The sequence below is a fragment of the Woronichinia naegeliana WA131 genome, from assembly GCA_025370055.1.
Classification (GTDB): domain Bacteria; phylum Cyanobacteriota; class Cyanobacteriia; order Cyanobacteriales; family Microcystaceae; genus Woronichinia; species Woronichinia naegeliana.
Map to the genome: position 1 here is coordinate 7,078,086 of CP073041.1, position 16,274 is coordinate 7,094,359.

At 38.0% G+C, this 16,274-nt stretch carries 9 protein-coding genes, 1 tRNA gene and 6 pseudogenes; 10 read left to right on the plus strand and 6 right to left on the minus strand.

Annotated features, from left to right (window positions below; all coding sequences use genetic code 11):
- The first annotated feature begins 15 nt into the window (after positions 1–15).
- From KA717_35980 to KA717_36015, 8 genes and pseudogenes are all read left to right on the plus strand, one after another.
- Positions 16–1,341 (plus strand): annotated as a pseudogene (locus KA717_35980) (IS4 family transposase).
- A gap of 311 nt (positions 1,342–1,652) precedes the next feature.
- Positions 1,653–2,843 (plus strand): ISAs1 family transposase, encoded by a 1,191-nt coding sequence (locus KA717_35985; GenBank protein ID UXE60819.1) that lies wholly within the window; start codon positions 1,653–1,655, stop codon positions 2,841–2,843.
- Between the two features lie 217 nt (positions 2,844–3,060).
- On the plus strand, positions 3,061–3,753 hold the full coding sequence (locus tag KA717_35990) for a hypothetical protein (protein ID UXE60820.1): 693 nt from the start codon (positions 3,061–3,063) through the stop codon (positions 3,751–3,753).
- Between the two features lie 66 nt (positions 3,754–3,819).
- A complete protein-coding gene (locus tag KA717_35995; protein UXE60821.1) occupies positions 3,820–4,425 on the plus strand; it encodes a hypothetical protein in 606 nt (201 codons plus the stop codon).
- A gap of 437 nt (positions 4,426–4,862) precedes the next feature.
- Positions 4,863–5,132, plus strand: coding sequence for a hypothetical protein (locus KA717_36000; protein ID UXE60822.1), 270 nt, complete (start codon positions 4,863–4,865; stop codon positions 5,130–5,132).
- Positions 5,133–5,277: 145 nt separating this feature from the next.
- Positions 5,278–5,351, plus strand: a tRNA-Arg gene (locus tag KA717_36005).
- Between the two features lie 298 nt (positions 5,352–5,649).
- Positions 5,650–7,197 (plus strand): IS1634 family transposase, encoded by a 1,548-nt coding sequence (locus KA717_36010; GenBank protein UXE60823.1) that lies wholly within the window; start codon positions 5,650–5,652, stop codon positions 7,195–7,197.
- A 151-nt stretch (positions 7,198–7,348) separates the two neighbouring features.
- A pseudogene (locus tag KA717_36015) lies at positions 7,349–8,686 on the plus strand (IS5 family transposase).
- Positions 8,687–8,902: 216 nt separating this feature from the next.
- Here KA717_36015 and KA717_36020 read toward each other — a convergent pair.
- The 5 genes and pseudogenes from KA717_36020 to KA717_36040 form a co-directional block, all read right to left on the minus strand.
- Complete coding sequence (locus tag KA717_36020) at positions 8,903–8,992, minus strand: transposase (protein UXE60824.1); 90 nt, start codon at positions 8,990–8,992, stop codon at positions 8,903–8,905.
- Positions 8,993–9,055: 63 nt separating this feature from the next.
- Entirely contained in the window at positions 9,056–9,241 is a 186-nt protein-coding gene (locus tag KA717_36025) for an IS1 family transposase (protein ID UXE64885.1), read from the minus strand.
- A gap of 72 nt (positions 9,242–9,313) precedes the next feature.
- A pseudogene (locus KA717_36030) lies at positions 9,314–10,425 on the minus strand (IS630 family transposase).
- Between the two features lie 296 nt (positions 10,426–10,721).
- Positions 10,722–10,844: an IS1-like element transposase gene (locus tag KA717_36035; GenBank protein UXE60825.1), complete on the minus strand. Its 123-nt coding sequence runs from the start codon at positions 10,842–10,844 to the stop codon at positions 10,722–10,724.
- Positions 10,845–11,062: 218 nt separating this feature from the next.
- A pseudogene (locus tag KA717_36040) lies at positions 11,063–12,297 on the minus strand (IS5 family transposase).
- A 370-nt stretch (positions 12,298–12,667) separates the two neighbouring features.
- On the opposite strand from KA717_36040, the pseudogene KA717_36045 reads away from it, so the two are divergent.
- Positions 12,668–12,892, plus strand: a pseudogene (locus KA717_36045) (DUF29 domain-containing protein).
- A gap of 174 nt (positions 12,893–13,066) precedes the next feature.
- On the plus strand, positions 13,067–14,311 hold the full coding sequence (locus KA717_36050) for an IS4 family transposase (protein ID UXE64886.1): 1,245 nt from the start codon (positions 13,067–13,069) through the stop codon (positions 14,309–14,311).
- 155 nt (positions 14,312–14,466) lie between these two features.
- Here the strand turns inward: KA717_36050 and KA717_36055 are convergent.
- Positions 14,467–15,804: pseudogene (locus KA717_36055) on the minus strand (IS5 family transposase).
- Between the last annotated feature and the right edge of the window lie 470 nt (positions 15,805–16,274).

Here is a 16,274-nt window from a genome sequence, read left to right on the forward strand (position 1 = left end):
GTGAGCAAAAAACAAATGGCAAGACAACATCCTCGGAGAAAAGGAAACCCAGACTTACGTCGTAAGACAAATCAGCCAGGGGTAGAAATCCCTGAAATAACAAAAGAGTTGTTTGAATTACTAGAACCCACAATGTTTACACCATTAAAATATTTACAGGGAACTCATGAGAAAATGATGAGAGATAGGGTATTAAATTTACCAGTAATGGTGGCATTAGTGTTAAGTATAGTGTATCGTCAAATAGCGGGTATAAGTGAAGCGGTAAGACTGTTAGAGGAAGAGGGATTGCTATGGGTAGCATCATTAAAAGTAAGCAAACAGGCAGTATCAAAAAGAATGATGAATGTGCCAGCCGAAATATTTGCAATATTACTAAAAGAAGTGTTAGAAAAAGCAGCCGAAAAAGGGAAGAAGCTCCAAGTAGGAGAAAAATGGGAAAAAATAAGAGAAAAGTTTAGTGCAGTGTGGATAGCAGATGGCTAAACGCTAGAGCAGGTAAGGAAAAATATGAAAATAAGTAAAGAAGAAAAGAGTAAATTGGGGGGTAAAATAATGATGGTAGTGGAAGCCTTTACCCAAAGACCCGTTACTTTATGGTACACAGAAAATGATAAATCAAATGATAAAATATGGTGTGAAGAATTGGCAGCTAAATTACCAGAAAATGGTTTAATTCTCGTAGATATGGGATTTTTTAGCTTTGTGTGGTTTGATTTGTTAACAGAAGCTAAAAAGTTTTTTCTAACCAGATTTAGAGCGGGTACATCTTACAAAACCAAACAAGTATTGTCTCAAGGTAGTCATTACAGAGATGAGATTATCATTATGGGAAATTACCGTTCTAATCCTTGCAAGCATCCGGTGAGATTAGTCTCAGTATTATGGGGAACAATCTGGTATCAGTATTTAACAAATGTGTTGTCTCCCGAACAACTGTCCGCCGAAGAGGTCTGTGATTTATATCGAAGACGATGGACAATCGAAGAAGCCTTTTTATTAACGAAAAGACTTTTAGGACTAGCCTATTTATGGGTAGGGAATAAGAATGGTGTCCAAATCCAGATTATTTGCACTTTGATTTTCTATACGGTCTTAAATCAATTGGTAGGGGAAGTGGCGATTGCTCTAAATCAACCGAAAGAAAAAATCTCAGTAGAGATGGTGTTTCGGAGTCTATACTATGTAGCGAAGGCTATTGCTAGAGGAGAAAAGCCTGATACAGTAACCTATCTGGCTGAACGTGCTAAGTTATTTGGTTTGGTCAAAGCTGAGAGAAAGCGACATCGAGAAAAGGCCGCTCTCAATCAACAAATTTGGGAACCCATTCCTTTAAGTTGACACGGATGGTTACTGGCTCTCTAAGAGACCGAGATTCGAGGAGGGAATGCAAAAAACTCGGAGATTAGGTTAATATCTCTCATATTCATCAAAACAAGATCGTGTCTGTATCCTATGTTACCGTTTGAATTTGGAATTGCTGGCCAATAGACAGCAATTCTAAATTTAAGGATGGGTAAGGGCAGGGTAATCGCATCTTATTTGTTACAAAAAATACAGACAAAAAGAGAGAAATATAGTGTAAAAAAGAAGCAGTCATCTAAGAGAAGAAAAGGCTATTATTTAAAAAAAGTAAGTGAGTGAGGTCAAAGATGGCAAAAGGCTTCGGCGCAAGAGTTCTAACCCCACAACAAGAAAAAGAAGTCAAAATTATCAAAAGAAGCATACTGAAACATTTTCAGTGCCTAAAAGAACCGAGAACAGGGAGAAGGCAAGACCATAACTTAACAGCAATTGTCACCATAGGAATATTGGCAGTATTGTCAGGGGCAGATGGCTTTGTAGCAATTGAAGCCTATGGCAAAGCCAAACGAGAATGGCTAGAAATGTTTCTAGAGTTACCAAAGGGAATTCCCTCTCACGATACCTTTGGAAGAGTATTTGGAATGTTGGAAACAGAAGAACTAGAAAAAAGTTTTCTGAGCTGGATAAGCAGTCTAACGGAGAAAATGGACATAGAGCTGATACAGATAGATGGAAAAACGAAAAGAGGTTCTTATGATAGGGAAAAAGGACTAAATGCGTTACACAGCATAAGTGCGTGGAGTAGTGAGCGGGGACTGATGTTAGCGCAAAAGAAAGTAGATAGTAAATCTAATGAAATAAAAGCAGTCCCCTTGTTACTGAAGTTACTTAACATCAAGGGGGCAGTAGTAACCCTAGATGCAATGGGAACGCAGACAGAAATCGCAAAACAAATAAAGCAAGGTGAAGGTGACTATGTATTGGCTCTCAAAGGAAATCAGGGCAAACTTAATAAACAAGTTAGGGATTGGTTTAAACAAGCGGTCGCTCAGAACTGGCAAGGAATTGAATACAGTTATCATGAGAAGACAGAAAAAGGACATTACCGTTTAGAAACTCGTCAAGTCTGGACAGTGTCAATCAATCAGCTTTCCGCATTGCATCGCCAAAATCAGTGGGTCGGTTTAGCAACTGCTGTGATGGTTAAAAGTAAAACTCAATTCGGTCATAAAACAACAGAGACGTTTCGCTATTATATTAGCAGTCTTCCTACGGATGCCGAACGTCATAGCCATGTGATTCGTTCTCACTGGAGTATTGAAAATAGTCTGCATTGGGTTTTAGATGTCACTTTTAATGAGGATGCGAGTCGAGTGCGTCAAGGTAATGCGGCTGATAATTTGGGCTTGCTCCGTCGTTTAAGTATTAATTTGCTTAAACATGAGCCATCTCAAAAAAGCTTGAAGATGAAGCGTTATTTGGCGGCGATGGACAACAATTTTCTTCTACAGGTTTTAGCAGCTAGTTCACGGGAGTGATATTCATGAGTATATTTAGCTTCAAATAGGAGGATTGGCAAAATATTGACACCAACAATTATGAATTAGCGAAATTACTTAATCTTTTAGAGTTTAAGTTGATTTTCTTCTCTTTTTAGTTTTTGATATAGTCTATTTTTAAGCTAGATTTCTTTTTTGATTCCACTCTACTAATATGCGATTACCCTGTGGGTAAGGGTTGTAGAAAAAAAGGATAATGGGAAAGGACAACAAGGTAGCCAGAGAGGAAGAAAAGATGCAAGGAATAATCAGTATGACTGGTCTGATAGCGTACTTGGTAGCAAGTATAGAGAAAATGAAAGACCCTCGCCAACCCAGTCCAAATACAACCTACAGCCTAAAAGATGCGGTACTAGGTGGTTTCAGCCTGTTTCTAATGCAATGTGAATCATTCCTAGAACATCAAAGACAACTGCATAGTCGCAACGGTAGGGATAATCTTCAAACTCTATTCGGTGCCATCAAAATACCTAGTGACAATCAAATCCGCAATATCCTGGATAAAATCAAAGCCAATTCGTTATTTGTGGTGTTTAGTGACATTTATCAACTACTAAAGACCAGAGGAATATTGACTCGGTATGAGGTGTTAGACAAGCAATTACTAATTCCGCTAGATGGCACAGAGTATTTCTCCTCCCAAAATATCCACTGTGAGCAATGTTCCCATCGAACCCATAAAAACGGGACAGTGACTTACTTTCATTCGGCAATTTTACCGGTAATTGTCTCACCTCAGCAAAAAGCAGTGATTAGTCTTGACCCTGAATTTATTACTCCTCAAGATAGTCACGAGAAACAGGACTGTGAGGTAGCGGCGGCAAAACGTTGGCTCCACAGACATCGAGAATTCTTTGACCCGTTTAGCGTTACTATGATTGGGGGATGACCTCTATAGTCGTCAACCGATGTGCGAAGAGGCTCTTCAAAACCACTTTCACTATCTCTTTGTCGTTTGCCTGAATCTCACCCTACTCTCTATGAGTTTTTGGACTATGCCGAGAAGATTGGGGAAGTTTACTCTTTCCATGAGCGTCGTCGTCATGGTCGCGATTGGCATGACTATCATTATCGTTGGACTTATCACTTGCCCCTAAGAGATGGTTCCGCCGCCCTCAATACTCATTGGTTTGAGGTCACTGTTACTCGCCGTTCTGATGGTCAGGTTCTCTTTCACAACGATTGGATTACCGACCTTTTTCCCCAAGCCGATAACATTGTTGAGTTAGTCAGTGTCGCTCGCTCTCGTTGGAAAACCGAAAATGAGAACCATAATACTCTTAAGACTCAGGGCTACCATCTAGAACACAATTTTGGACATGGTGACCACCATCTTGCTACCTTTTTGCTCACCTTAAATTTACTGGCTTTCTTGTTTCACACCGTTTTACAGCTTTTAGATGAGTCCTACCAACGTATCCGACTACTTTTAGGGACTCGAAGATGCTTTTTTTCCCATTTACGCACTCTTACTACCTATTTTGTCTTTGATAGCTGGCAACACCTTCTTGATTTTATGCTTGAGCCATTTGACTCTCTGCCCGCCACTAATTCCTCCTGATTTTTCAAATTTAGAATTGCTGGCCAATAGATGTGTGTACACAGTAGGTCAAAAAAGATGATAAGACTTCCGTGATAACATCCAGCAATTCCAAATTCAGAATGTAGTCCAAGATACAAAAGTCTTGAAGTGCTTACGGTCAAGGGGTTTTGTTTCAATATGTGGAATCAGCGTAATGCTCTATTTAGTGATTGATCAAGTTTGTTTGCAGGTTGCTGACTCTCCAAGAGGCTAAGATTCGAGGAGGAAGTACAAAAAACGTCAGAAATCAGCGAAATCTCTCTTGACACCATAAAAGCGAGATAGTGTCTGTATCTTATGTTACCGTTTGAATTTGGAATTGCTGGATAACATCAGACATAATCAACGAAAAATTTACAGCAAGAATTTTTTCTGGGTCACGCATGATGTTTAGGTACAAAGCCTGTAGTACTTTAATGGTGGCAGGATGGTTTTGGCATAGTAGTGTTCCATTCGCTCTTACCCTACCGCCGCCCGATGATATTCCCGAAGAAATTTTAAGAGCCGAAATCATCACCGAAGCGCGATCGCCCATTGATGGTAAACCCTTGACAGCAGCCCAATATCAGGAATTGCAGCAACGCTTTGCCAACAATCCTAACCCCCCCGAACTGAATCCTAAGATCCGCAATCTAATTTTTCTCTTGAAAATTCGTAAGCTTATTAGGGCAATTATACCATTTTAGAAAAAGTTGGCGTTTAGTATTCCTGGCTTTGAGGTTTTGTTTCTGTATTCTTACGGCATGACTGTGATCGCCAATCTGTTTTTTTATGGGTCTGCTCCCTTGCGTCTCAAAATAGGAGTGCTATCATAAATAACTAGTTCACAAAGATACTGTAGCTCAGACGGATAGAGCGAGTGCCTCCTAAGCACTAGGCCGCCGGTTCGACTCCGGCCAGTATCGTTGCTATCAGACTAAATTAACGTCAGTTCGGGTTAAGGGTATTGATTCGATAGTAGTGGTGGCAGCAGCAATTCCAAATTCAAATGGTATAACCCACATTCCGCAGGTTGTCGAAGAGGAGCACTAGTTCACGCGAGCTAGTACCGGTACTTGTGCATTGATTTCGGGCAAGGATAAAAAATGTCAATAAAGTTCTAAAATGGAGTCTTGTCTTAGATAGAATCAACAGTAAAAATGAATAACCTAAATATTAAAGACCTCGACCACTTAGGAATCGTAGCGGGAATTTATAGATGAAATGGGTTTAGTAGAAATTATCGATGAGGAAGTGGGAACTCATCCTCAAGAAAAGCTCAGTGTAGGTACAATAGTAAAAGCAATGATATTAAACTGCTTAGGAGGTATCAATGCTCCGTTATATTTGTTGAGTGAGTTTTTTAAAGGAAAAGCATTAGAACACCTATTAGGAGAAGGAATAAAAGCAGAAGATTTAAATGATGACAAGCTAGGAAGGTCATTGGATAAGGTATTTGGAGTGGGGGTAAAAAACCGGTTCACGAAAATAGTCCTAAAAGCGGCAGCAATCTTTGGAATAGAACAAAAGTCAAAGCATTTAGACTCAACCTCAATGTCTGTACAAGGGAAGTATAAGGAAAGGATAGAAGATGAGGAAGACGAGCAGACAAAAGCCATAAAAATAAAATTTGGTTATTCCAGAGATAAACGACCAGACCTAAAACAGTTTATGTTAAATATGATATGTAGTGGAGATGGTGGTGTCCCTCTCTTTATGCAATTAGGAGATGGCAATGAATCGGATAAAAAGGTGTTTCCCCAGATAATCAAAGACTGTCAAGAAAGGTTGAATATGGAAGGTTTATCGGTGATGGATGGAGCTTTTTATACGGCGGAAAATGTGGGCATGGCGAGGTCAATTCAATGGTTAAGTCGTGTCCCTCTGAAAGAAGCCACTGAGACTTTGGCAAATATATCAGAAGACCAATGGCAGCAGGGTGAACAGGACGGTTATCGTTGGCAAGTGAGGGCTTCGGAATATGGGGGTGAACAGCAACGATGGCTTGTGGTCGAAAGTGCTCAACGTCTCCAGTCCGATAATAAAGCTATAAGTCAAAAAATTGAGAAAGCCGATAAAGTTGTCAAAAAAGAATGGCAGAAACTTTGTGGACAGAATTTTGCTTGTGAGGCCGATGCTCTTACTGAGGCTCAACTCTGGCCAAAAACCTTGACTTATCATCAACTCAGTCAAGTTGAGGTTCAGACTATTCCTTACTATGCCAAGGGAGGAAGACCGAAACAAGGGGCTACCCCTCTCGGTTTTCATTACCGCTTAACTGGGCAATTAAGCCTTGATTCCTCTTGCTTGGAAGCCGCATCTAAACGGGCTGGACGTTTTATTTTAGCTACTAATGTTCTTGATTCTCAGGTTTTGAGTCCCGACCAGATGTTGGCTGAATATAAGGCTCAACAAAACACCGAGCGCGGCTTTCGCTTTCTCAAAGACCCTTTCTTTTTTGCCTCTGCTCTTTTTCTCAAGAATCCTCAACGCATTATGGCTTTGATGATGATTATGGTTGTCTCTTTATTGGTTTATACTTTGGCACAACGTCGCCTACGACAGGCTTTGGCTCTTGCCCATCAGACTATTCCTAATCAAAAGGGTAAACCGACCGCCATTCCCACTCTGCTTTGGGTCTTTCAGTCTTTTCTGTTTATCCGTTGGTTAGAGATTGACGGCATTCAAACTATCGTTAATTTGACCTCCAAACACAAACATATTCTTTCCTTTCTTGGCTCTTCATGTCAAAACTACTACTTTGTCTCTTGACTTACCTGCGGAATGTGGGGTATAAATAGGGCTTGCTGAAAAAAGCTGAAACCTTTACGGAGAAAAATAGTAGGCGAATTAAGAACCGCTAGAATGCACGAAAATAGGGTAGAATGCCTCAAAACCATTGCATTAAGAAGAGAGAAAGCAGATGTACCGAAAGCAACAGTACTCAATTGAAACACCAGAAAACTTGAAAAATCTGTTCGGCGGGCAGTTAGACGAAGAAAATCGTTGGATAGAAATGTCAAAAATGATTCTTTGGGAAGAATATGAGGAAGAATATGCAAAAAACTTCACAGAAAAAAAAGGAGCCCCAGCCAAATCATTTAGAATGGCATTAGGAGCATTAATTATCAAAGAAATTTCAGGAAAAAGTGACAGAGAAACAGTAGAACAAATAAAAGAGAACCCTTATTTACAGTACTTTATAGGAATGGAAAGCTATAGTAGCAAAGAAGCATTTAATGCGTCAATGATGGTTCATTTTCGTAAAAAAATAGGAATGGAATTAATAAATAAAATTAATAAAGAAATAGAAAAAAAAGCGACGGGTGTAGCGTCAGAAAAAAAAGAAAATGAAGGAAAGTTATTGTTAGATGCGACTTGTACACCAGCAGATATAAAATATCCAACGGATATAGGAATATTGAATGATGCCAGAGAAAAAACAGAAAAAATAATAGATAAGCTGTATGAAGAAATAAAAGAGAAAAGGAAAGAAAAGCCGAGGACTTATAGGGAAGTGGCAAGAAAAGAGTACTTAGCCATAGCAAAAAAACGTCGTGTGTCAAAAAAAGAAAGAAGAAAAGGAACAAAAAAACAACTAGGATATATAAAAAGAAACTTGTCTGATATAGAAAAAATGATAGAAGAGGGAGCAAAGTTAGAAAAACTAACGAAAAAAGAGCAAGAAGAGCTTGTAACGATAGGAAAAGTGTATGAGCAACAGTTAGAAATGTATGAAAAAAAGACAAATAAAGTAGAAAACAGAATTGTGAGTGTAAGCCAACCTCACGTGCGTCCAATAGTGCGTGAAAAAGCGGGAAAAGCAGTAGAGTTTGGAGCTAAAATATCGGCAAGTAATGTGAATGGCTTTGTCTTCTTAGACAAATTAAGTTGGGATAATTACAACGAATCGGGAGATTTACAAGCGCGAATAGAAGAATATAAAAGGGAAACAGGATGTTATCCGGAATCGGTTCATGTGGATAAAATCTATCGAACAAAAGCGAATCGAGCTTATTGTAAAGAAAGGGATATAAGAATGAGTGGTCCCCGATTGGGAAGACCGCCGAAAGAGGTGAGCAAAGAAAAAAAGAAAGAGGCACGCTCAGATGAAAGAGTGCGTAATGCCATTGAGGGTAAATTCGGACAGGGAAAGAGGAAATTTAGTCTTGGTCGAGTGATGGCCAAACTACCTGAGACCTCGGAAACGGTAATTGCGATGAACTTTTTGGTAATGAATCTTTCTACTCTACTTCAGAAGACAAAAAGTAAAAAGTTGTAGAGTCGTTTTTCTTGTGAAAAATGGTGTTAATTTTCCTCTCTTTTGTGAGGAGTGATTTGTGTTGACCTTTTTAGACAGAAAGGAACAATAGATTAAACAAAATCTGTATTTTGATTTGTTTCCATAAGGATAAGTTATCTATGCTTTTTCAGTCCATACTTCCCTAACCCACATTTCTTTCGTTTTTTGACTTTTTCAGCAAGCCCGAAGTAGACTAGAAAGATTCATTACCAAAAAGTTCATCGCAATTACCGTTTCCGAGGTTTCAGGAAGTTTAGCCATCACTCGACCAAGACTAAATCTTCTCTTTCCCTATCCGGGTAGTGTTCTGAATCTGTGGAAGCACATCTAAATAAGACATCCAAATTCAAAGCGATTGATAAATAATCCAAGGACAATATCGTGCATCACAATAGATTTGGAGAAACAAATCGTTTTTCTCGCTAATCTCTTTATTCGAGTTCTCAATGTCAAGTGCTTTCGTTCGATTTTTTGAGTATTATACTTACCCACCTCATGCAATGCTGGCTCAATATGTCGTTCGTAAGCCCCCCATCCATCTGTATAATATTGAGTAATACCAAAAGGTTCTAAGCTGTCATCAGTTTAACTTGCAATAATACTTGAGCCCTTGTTTTTGATTTTACGTCCCCAACATATTGTCAATCCACCTTCATTAAGAAGTTTATGGATGAGAGATTCTAATTCTTCAATTGATTTGAATAATTTATTTGCAATATATTCTTTTGCTGAATGCCATACCAATTCCATTAAATTATAATCGGGACTATAGGGGGGTAAAAACTCCAAAATAATGTTTGGCATTTCTTCCGTGCTCTCGTCTAGAATTTCTTGCTTTTTGTGGAAGCTCGCATTATCTAAAATAATCACAATCTTCGGACCATTCTTTTCAAAGTCTTCTTTTTTATTTCCTTGTTCTATCCATTCTCTTTGTATGTCTTTGTAAAATTTTAATAATACACTCTTGAAGTTCTGAGAGTTACCAGTGGGAATCAAATCAACCCACCGTTTTTTGTCAGTATATCTAATACCACCCATTACATTGACTCTTCCTTTTCTTCTATCTCCCCTCACTTTTTTACGCTTTCCTTTTTTTGTCCAATGTTTTCTCCGTATTACTCTTAAGCTGAAGCCACTTTCATCCCAAAACCATATCTGGATTGATTCTGGCTTTTCTTTCAAAAGCTTCTTGTACTCTTCAACTTTCTTTGTAAATTCCTCTCTTTTTTGCTCATCTTTTTTATCTTCTAGACTATATTTTGCCCAGATGTAGACAAATCGCTTTTTTTAAGCATATTTCTAAGTTGTGTATTTCCTAACAATATACCCGTTTCTTTTTCCATATGAGTTGATAGTCTTGCTACTGTCCAACGTCCAAATTCATATCCAAACTCTTCAGGCTCTTTGATTATTATCTCCGTCAATTTCTCTATGTATTCTTCTGTTACTTTCCTGTGATTTCCTTTTTTTCTTTTGTCTCTTAAGCTTTCTATCTCTTTCGGATTTCCATTATTGCACCAGTACCACACTTGTCGTTTGCAACATCCTAATAACCCTGATATTTCATCATACGTTTTTCCTTCATTTCTCAGTAACATAATCAATATTCTCTCTCTTGTAACTGCGTGCTCTTCCGTTTTAAGGGCTTTTTGTAGCTCTTTCTTGGTCTTTTGGTCTAAGAAGTTTAACGTCAGCATAGTCATACAAAAAAGTAAGTCTATATATTCTACCTTATATCCACTTAGAGTGATGACAGCTTAACAACTCTTTTAGCCTTAGAAATGCTTCGTCTTTGTGACCAGACAAAACATAAGCTAATATCTCACCTGTCTTATGATCAATAGCGTGCCATAACCATCTTTGCTCTTTTTTGCTCTTCACAAAACCCCACATTTCGTCGAGTTCTGCTTCCACGTCATTCCATTGGCAGAGCGTTACAATACTCTGACTGGGTTCCAGTTCTGCTAGTTTTTTTTCGTTGACGAATACTAAACTAGACTCTTTTTTTTAGTTCACTAATCACTGTTGATGGACTAATCCTCAGCACACGGGCTGTATCCCTTATGCCACTACCATTCATTGCCATTTCGGCAATCTTTTCCTTTACTTCTGGCAAATAACCTTTATAAGTATAGTTTAAGATAAATGTGCAACGCTTACATTCTGTATTACGACATCTGTAACGCTCTTTCCCCTCCCCAGAGGGGCCGTGTTTCACAATATCCGTACTTTGACAACTTGGGCAAACAATTGCTTTGAATAGCATGGCACACCAATTTTAAGATTTACATTTATTTATTATTACTCTTTTCCACAGGTTTAGAACACGACCCCCTGTCCGAATTTACCCTCAATCGCATTACGCACTCTTTCATCTGAGCGTGCCTCTTGCTTTTTTTCTTTGCTCACCTCTTTCGGCGGTCTTCCCAATGGGGGACCACTCATTCTTATACCCCTTTCTTTACAATAAGCTCGATTCGCTTTTGTTCGATAGATTTTATCCACATGAACCGATTTCGGATAACATCCTGTTTCCCTTTTGTATTCTTCTATTCGCTCTTGTAAATCTCCCGATTCGTTGTAATTATCCCAACTTAATTTGTCTAAGAAGACAAAGCCATTCACATTACTTGCCGATATTTTAGTTCCAAACTCTACTGCTTTTCCCGCTTTTCCACGCACTATTAGACGAACGTGAGGTTGGCTTACACTCACGATTCTGTTTTCTACTTTATTTGTCTTTTTTTCATACATTTCTAACTGTTGCTCATACACTTGTCCTATCGTTATAAGCTCTTCTTGCTCCTTTCTCGTTAGTTTTTCTAACTTTGCTCCCTCTTCTATCATTTTTTCTATATGAGACAAGTTTCTTTTTATATATTGCAGTTGTTTTTTTATTCCTTTTCTTCTTGCTTTGTTTGACACACGACGTTTTTTCGCTATGCCTAAGTAATCTTTTCTTGCCACTTTTCTATACGTCCTCGGCTTTTTTTCCTTTTTTTCCTTTTTTTCTTCTATTTCTTCATACAGCTTATCTATTATTTTTTCTGTTTTTTCTCTTGCCTCATTCAATATTTCTATATCCGTTGGATATTTTATATCTGCTGGTGTACAAGTCGCATCTAACAATAACTTTCCTTCATTTTCTTTTTTTCTGACACTACATCCTCCACATTTTTTACTATTTCTTTATTAATTTTATTTATTAATTCCATTCGTATTTTTTTACGAAAATGAACCATCGTTGACGCATTAAATGCCGCCTCGCTACTATAGCTCTCCATTCCTATAAAGTACTGTAAATAAGAGTTCTCTTTTATTTGTTCTACTGTTTCTCTATCACTTATTCCTAACATTTCTTTGATTATTAATGCTCCTAATGCCATTCTAAATGATTTGGCTGGGGCTCCTTTTTTTTCTGTGAAGTTTTTTGCATATTCTTCCTCATATTCTTCCCAGGGAATCATTTTTGACATTTCTATCCAACGATTTTCTTCGTCTAACTGCCCGCCGAACAGATTTTTCAAGTTTTCTGGTGTTTCAATTGAGTACTGTTGCTTTCGGTACATCTGCTTTCTCTCTTCTTAATGCAATGGTTTTGAGGCATTCTACCCTATTTTCGTGCATTCTAGCAGTTCTTAATTCGCCTACTATTTTTCTCCGTAAAGGTTTCAGCTTTTTTCAGCAAGCCCTATTTAGGTTATTCATTTTTACTGTTGATTCTATCTAAGACAAGACTCCATTTTAGAACTTTATTGACATTTTTTATCCTTGCCCGAAATCAATGCACAAGTACCGATACTAGCTCGCGTGAACTAGTGTTCCTCTTCGACAACCTGCGGAATGTGGGTTTTAACCTACATTCCGCAGGTTATGTTGAATATGTTTTATTGAACCCAACCCTTTCATAGATTAGTTCCTTCAAGGAGAAATGTCCCTATGTCAAACACTCTCTATGAAACCGATTTCAACCGATGGATTGACGAAACTGCCCAAAGCCTGAAAGACGGTAACTTTCAAGCTCTAGACCTAACCAACCTAATTGAAGAAATTGAATCAATGGGCAGCAACAACAAGCGAGAAATCAAAAGCCGATTAATTGTGTTGCTCATGCACTTACTCAAATGTAAGTATCAATCCAAAAAGCAGAGCAGAAGCTGGATTGCAACCATTAATACCCAGAGAAATGAAATCGAGCTTGTTATTGAGGACAGCCCTAGTTTCATTGGTGTCAACTTAAGCCAAAATGCCTACTCACAAAAGATTAGCCTAAAAGCAGGCGGAAGTAAGAGTAGGCTGAAAAAAAGGTTAGTATATAAAAAAGTGAGCAAAAAACAAATGGCAAGACAACATCCTCGGAGAAAAGGAAACCCAGACTTACGTCGTAAGACAAATCAGCCAGGGGTAGAAATCCCTGAAATAACAAAAGAGTTGTTTGAATTACTAGAACCCACAATGTTTACACCATTAAAATATTTACAGGGAACTCATGAGAAAATGATGAGAGATAGGGTGCTAAATTTACCAGTAATGGTGGCATTAGTGTTAAGTATAGTGTATCGTCAAATAGCGGGTATAAGTGAAGCGGTAAGACTGTTAGAGGAAGAGGGATTGCTATGGGTAGCATCATTAAAAGTAAGCAAACAGGCAGTATCAAAAAGAATGATGAATGTGCCAGCCGAAATATTTGCAATATTACTAAAAGGAGTGTTAGAAAAAGCAGCCGAAAAAGGGAAGAAGCTCCAAGTAGAAGAAAAATGGGAAAAAATAAGAGAAAAGTTTAGTGCAGTGTGGATAGCAGATGGCTCAACGCTAGAGCAGATAAGGAAAAATATGAAAATAAGTAAAGAAGAAAAGAGTAAATTGGGGGGTAAAATAATGATGGTAGTGGAAGCCTTTACCCAAAGACCCGTTACTTTATGGTACACAGAAAATGATAAATCAAATGATAAAATATGGTGTGAAGAATTGGCAGCTAAATTACCAGAAAATGGTTTAATTCTCGTAGATATGGGATTTTTTAGCTTTGTGTGGTTTGATTTGTTAACAGAAGCTAAAAAGTTTTTTCTAACCAGATTTAGAGCGGGTACATCTTACAAAACCAAACAAGTATTGTCTCAAGGTAGTCATTACAGAGATGAGATTATCATTATGGGAAATTACCGTTCTAATCCTTGCAAGCATCCGGTGAGATTAGTCTCAGTATTATGGGGAACAATCTGGTATCAGTATTTAACAAATGTGTTGTCTCCCGAACAACTGTCCGCCGAAGAGGTCTGTGATTTATATCGAAGACGATGGACAATCGAAGAAGCCTTTTTATTAACGAAAAGACTTTTAGGACTAGCCTATTTATGGGTAGGGAATAAGAATGGTGTCCAAATCCAGATTATTTGCACTTTGATTTTCTATACGGTCTTAAATCAATTGGTAGGGGAAGTGGCGATTGCTCTAAATCAACCGAAAGAAAAAATCTCAGTAGAGATGGTGTTTCGGAGTCTATACTATGTAGGGCTTGCTGAAAAAGTCAAAAAACGAAAGAAATGTGGGTTAGGGAAGTATGGACTGAAAAAGCATAGATAACTTATCCTTATGGAAACAAATCAAAATACAGATTTTGTTTAATCTATTGTTCCTTTCTGTCTAAAAAGGTCAACACAAATCACTCCTCACAAAAGAGAGGAAAATTAACACCATTTTTCACAAGAAAAACGACTCTACAACTTTTTACTTTTTGTCTTCTGAAGTAGAGTAGAAAGATGCATTACCAAAAAGTTCATCGCAATTACCGTTTCCGAGGTCTCAGGTAGTTTGGCCATCACTCGACCAAGACTAAATTTCCTCTTTCCCTGTCCGAATTTACCCTCAATGGCATTACGCACTCTTTCATCTGAGCGTGCCTCTTTCTTTTTTTCTTTGCTCACCTCTTTCGGCGGTCTTCCCAATCGGGGACCACTCATTCTTATATCCCTTTCTTTACAATAAGCTCGATTCGCTTTTGTTCGATAGATTTTATCCACATGAACCGATTCCGGATAACATCCTGTTTCCCTTTTATATTCTTCTATTCGCGCTTGTAAATCTCCCGATTCGTTGTAATTATCCCAACTTAATTTGTCTAAGAAGACAAAGCCATTCACATTACTTGCCGATATTTTAGCTCCAAACTCTACTGCTTTTCCCGCTTTTCCACGCACTATTGGACGCACGTGAGGTTGGCTTACACTCACAATTCTGTTTTCTACTTTATTTGTCTTTTTTTCATACATTTCTAACTGTTGCTCATACACTTTTCCTATCGTTACAAGCTCTTCTTGCTCTTTTTTCGTTAGTTTTTCTAACTTTGCTCCCTCTTCTATCATTTTTTCTATATCAGACAAGTTTCTTTTTATATATCCTAGTTGTTTTTTTGTTCCTTTTCTTCTTTCTTTTTTTGACACACGACGTTTTTTTGCTATGGCTAAGTACTCTTTTCTTGCCACTTCCCTATAAGTCCTCGGCTTTTCTTTCCTTTTCTCTTTTATTTCTTCATACAGCTTATCTATTATTTTTTCTGTTTTTTCTCTGGCATCATTCAATATTCCTATATCCGTTGGATATTTTATATCTGCTGGTGTACAAGTCGCATCTAACAATAACTTTCCTTCATTTTCTTTTTTTTCTGACGCTACACCCGTCGCTTTTTTTTCTATTTCTTTATTAATTTTATTTATTAATTCCATTCCTATTTTTTTACGAAAATGAACCATCATTGACGCATTAAATGCTTCTTTGCTACTATAGCTTTCCATTCCTATAAAGTACTGTAAATAAGGGTTCTCTTTTATTTGTTCTACTGTTTCTCTGTCACTTTTTCCTGAAATTTCTTTGATAATTAATGCTCCTAATGCCATTCTAAATGATTTGGCTGGGGCTCCTTTTTTTTCTGTGAAGTTTTTTGCATATTCTTCCTCATATTCTTCCCAAAGAATCATTTTTGACATTTCTATCCAACGATTTTCTTCGTCTAACTGCCCGCCGAACAGATTTTTCAAGTTTTCTGGTGTTTCAATTGAGTACTGTTGCTTTCGGTACATCTGCTTTCTCTCTTCTTAATGCAATGGTTTTGAGGCATTCTACCCTATTTTCGTGCATTCTAGCGGTTCTTAATTCGCCTACTATTTTTCTCCGTAAAGGTTTCAGCTTTTTTCAGCAAGCCCTATGTAGCGAAGGCTATTGCTAGAGGAGAAAAGCCTGATACAGTAACCTATCTGGCTGAACGTGCTAAGTTATTTGGTTTGGTCAAAGCTGAGAGAAAGCGACATCGAGAAAAGGCCGCTCTCAATCAACAAATTTGGGAACCCATTCCTTTAAGTTGACACGGATGCCCTAGTTTACGCCCCTACTTAATAGCGGTCGTGTTCTAAACCTGTGGAAAAGAGTAATAATAAATAAATGTAAATCTTAAAATTGGTGTGCCATGCTATTCAAAGCAATTGTTTGCCCAAGTTGTCAAAGTACGGATATTGTGAAACACGGCCCCTCTGGGGAGGGGAAAGAGCGTTAC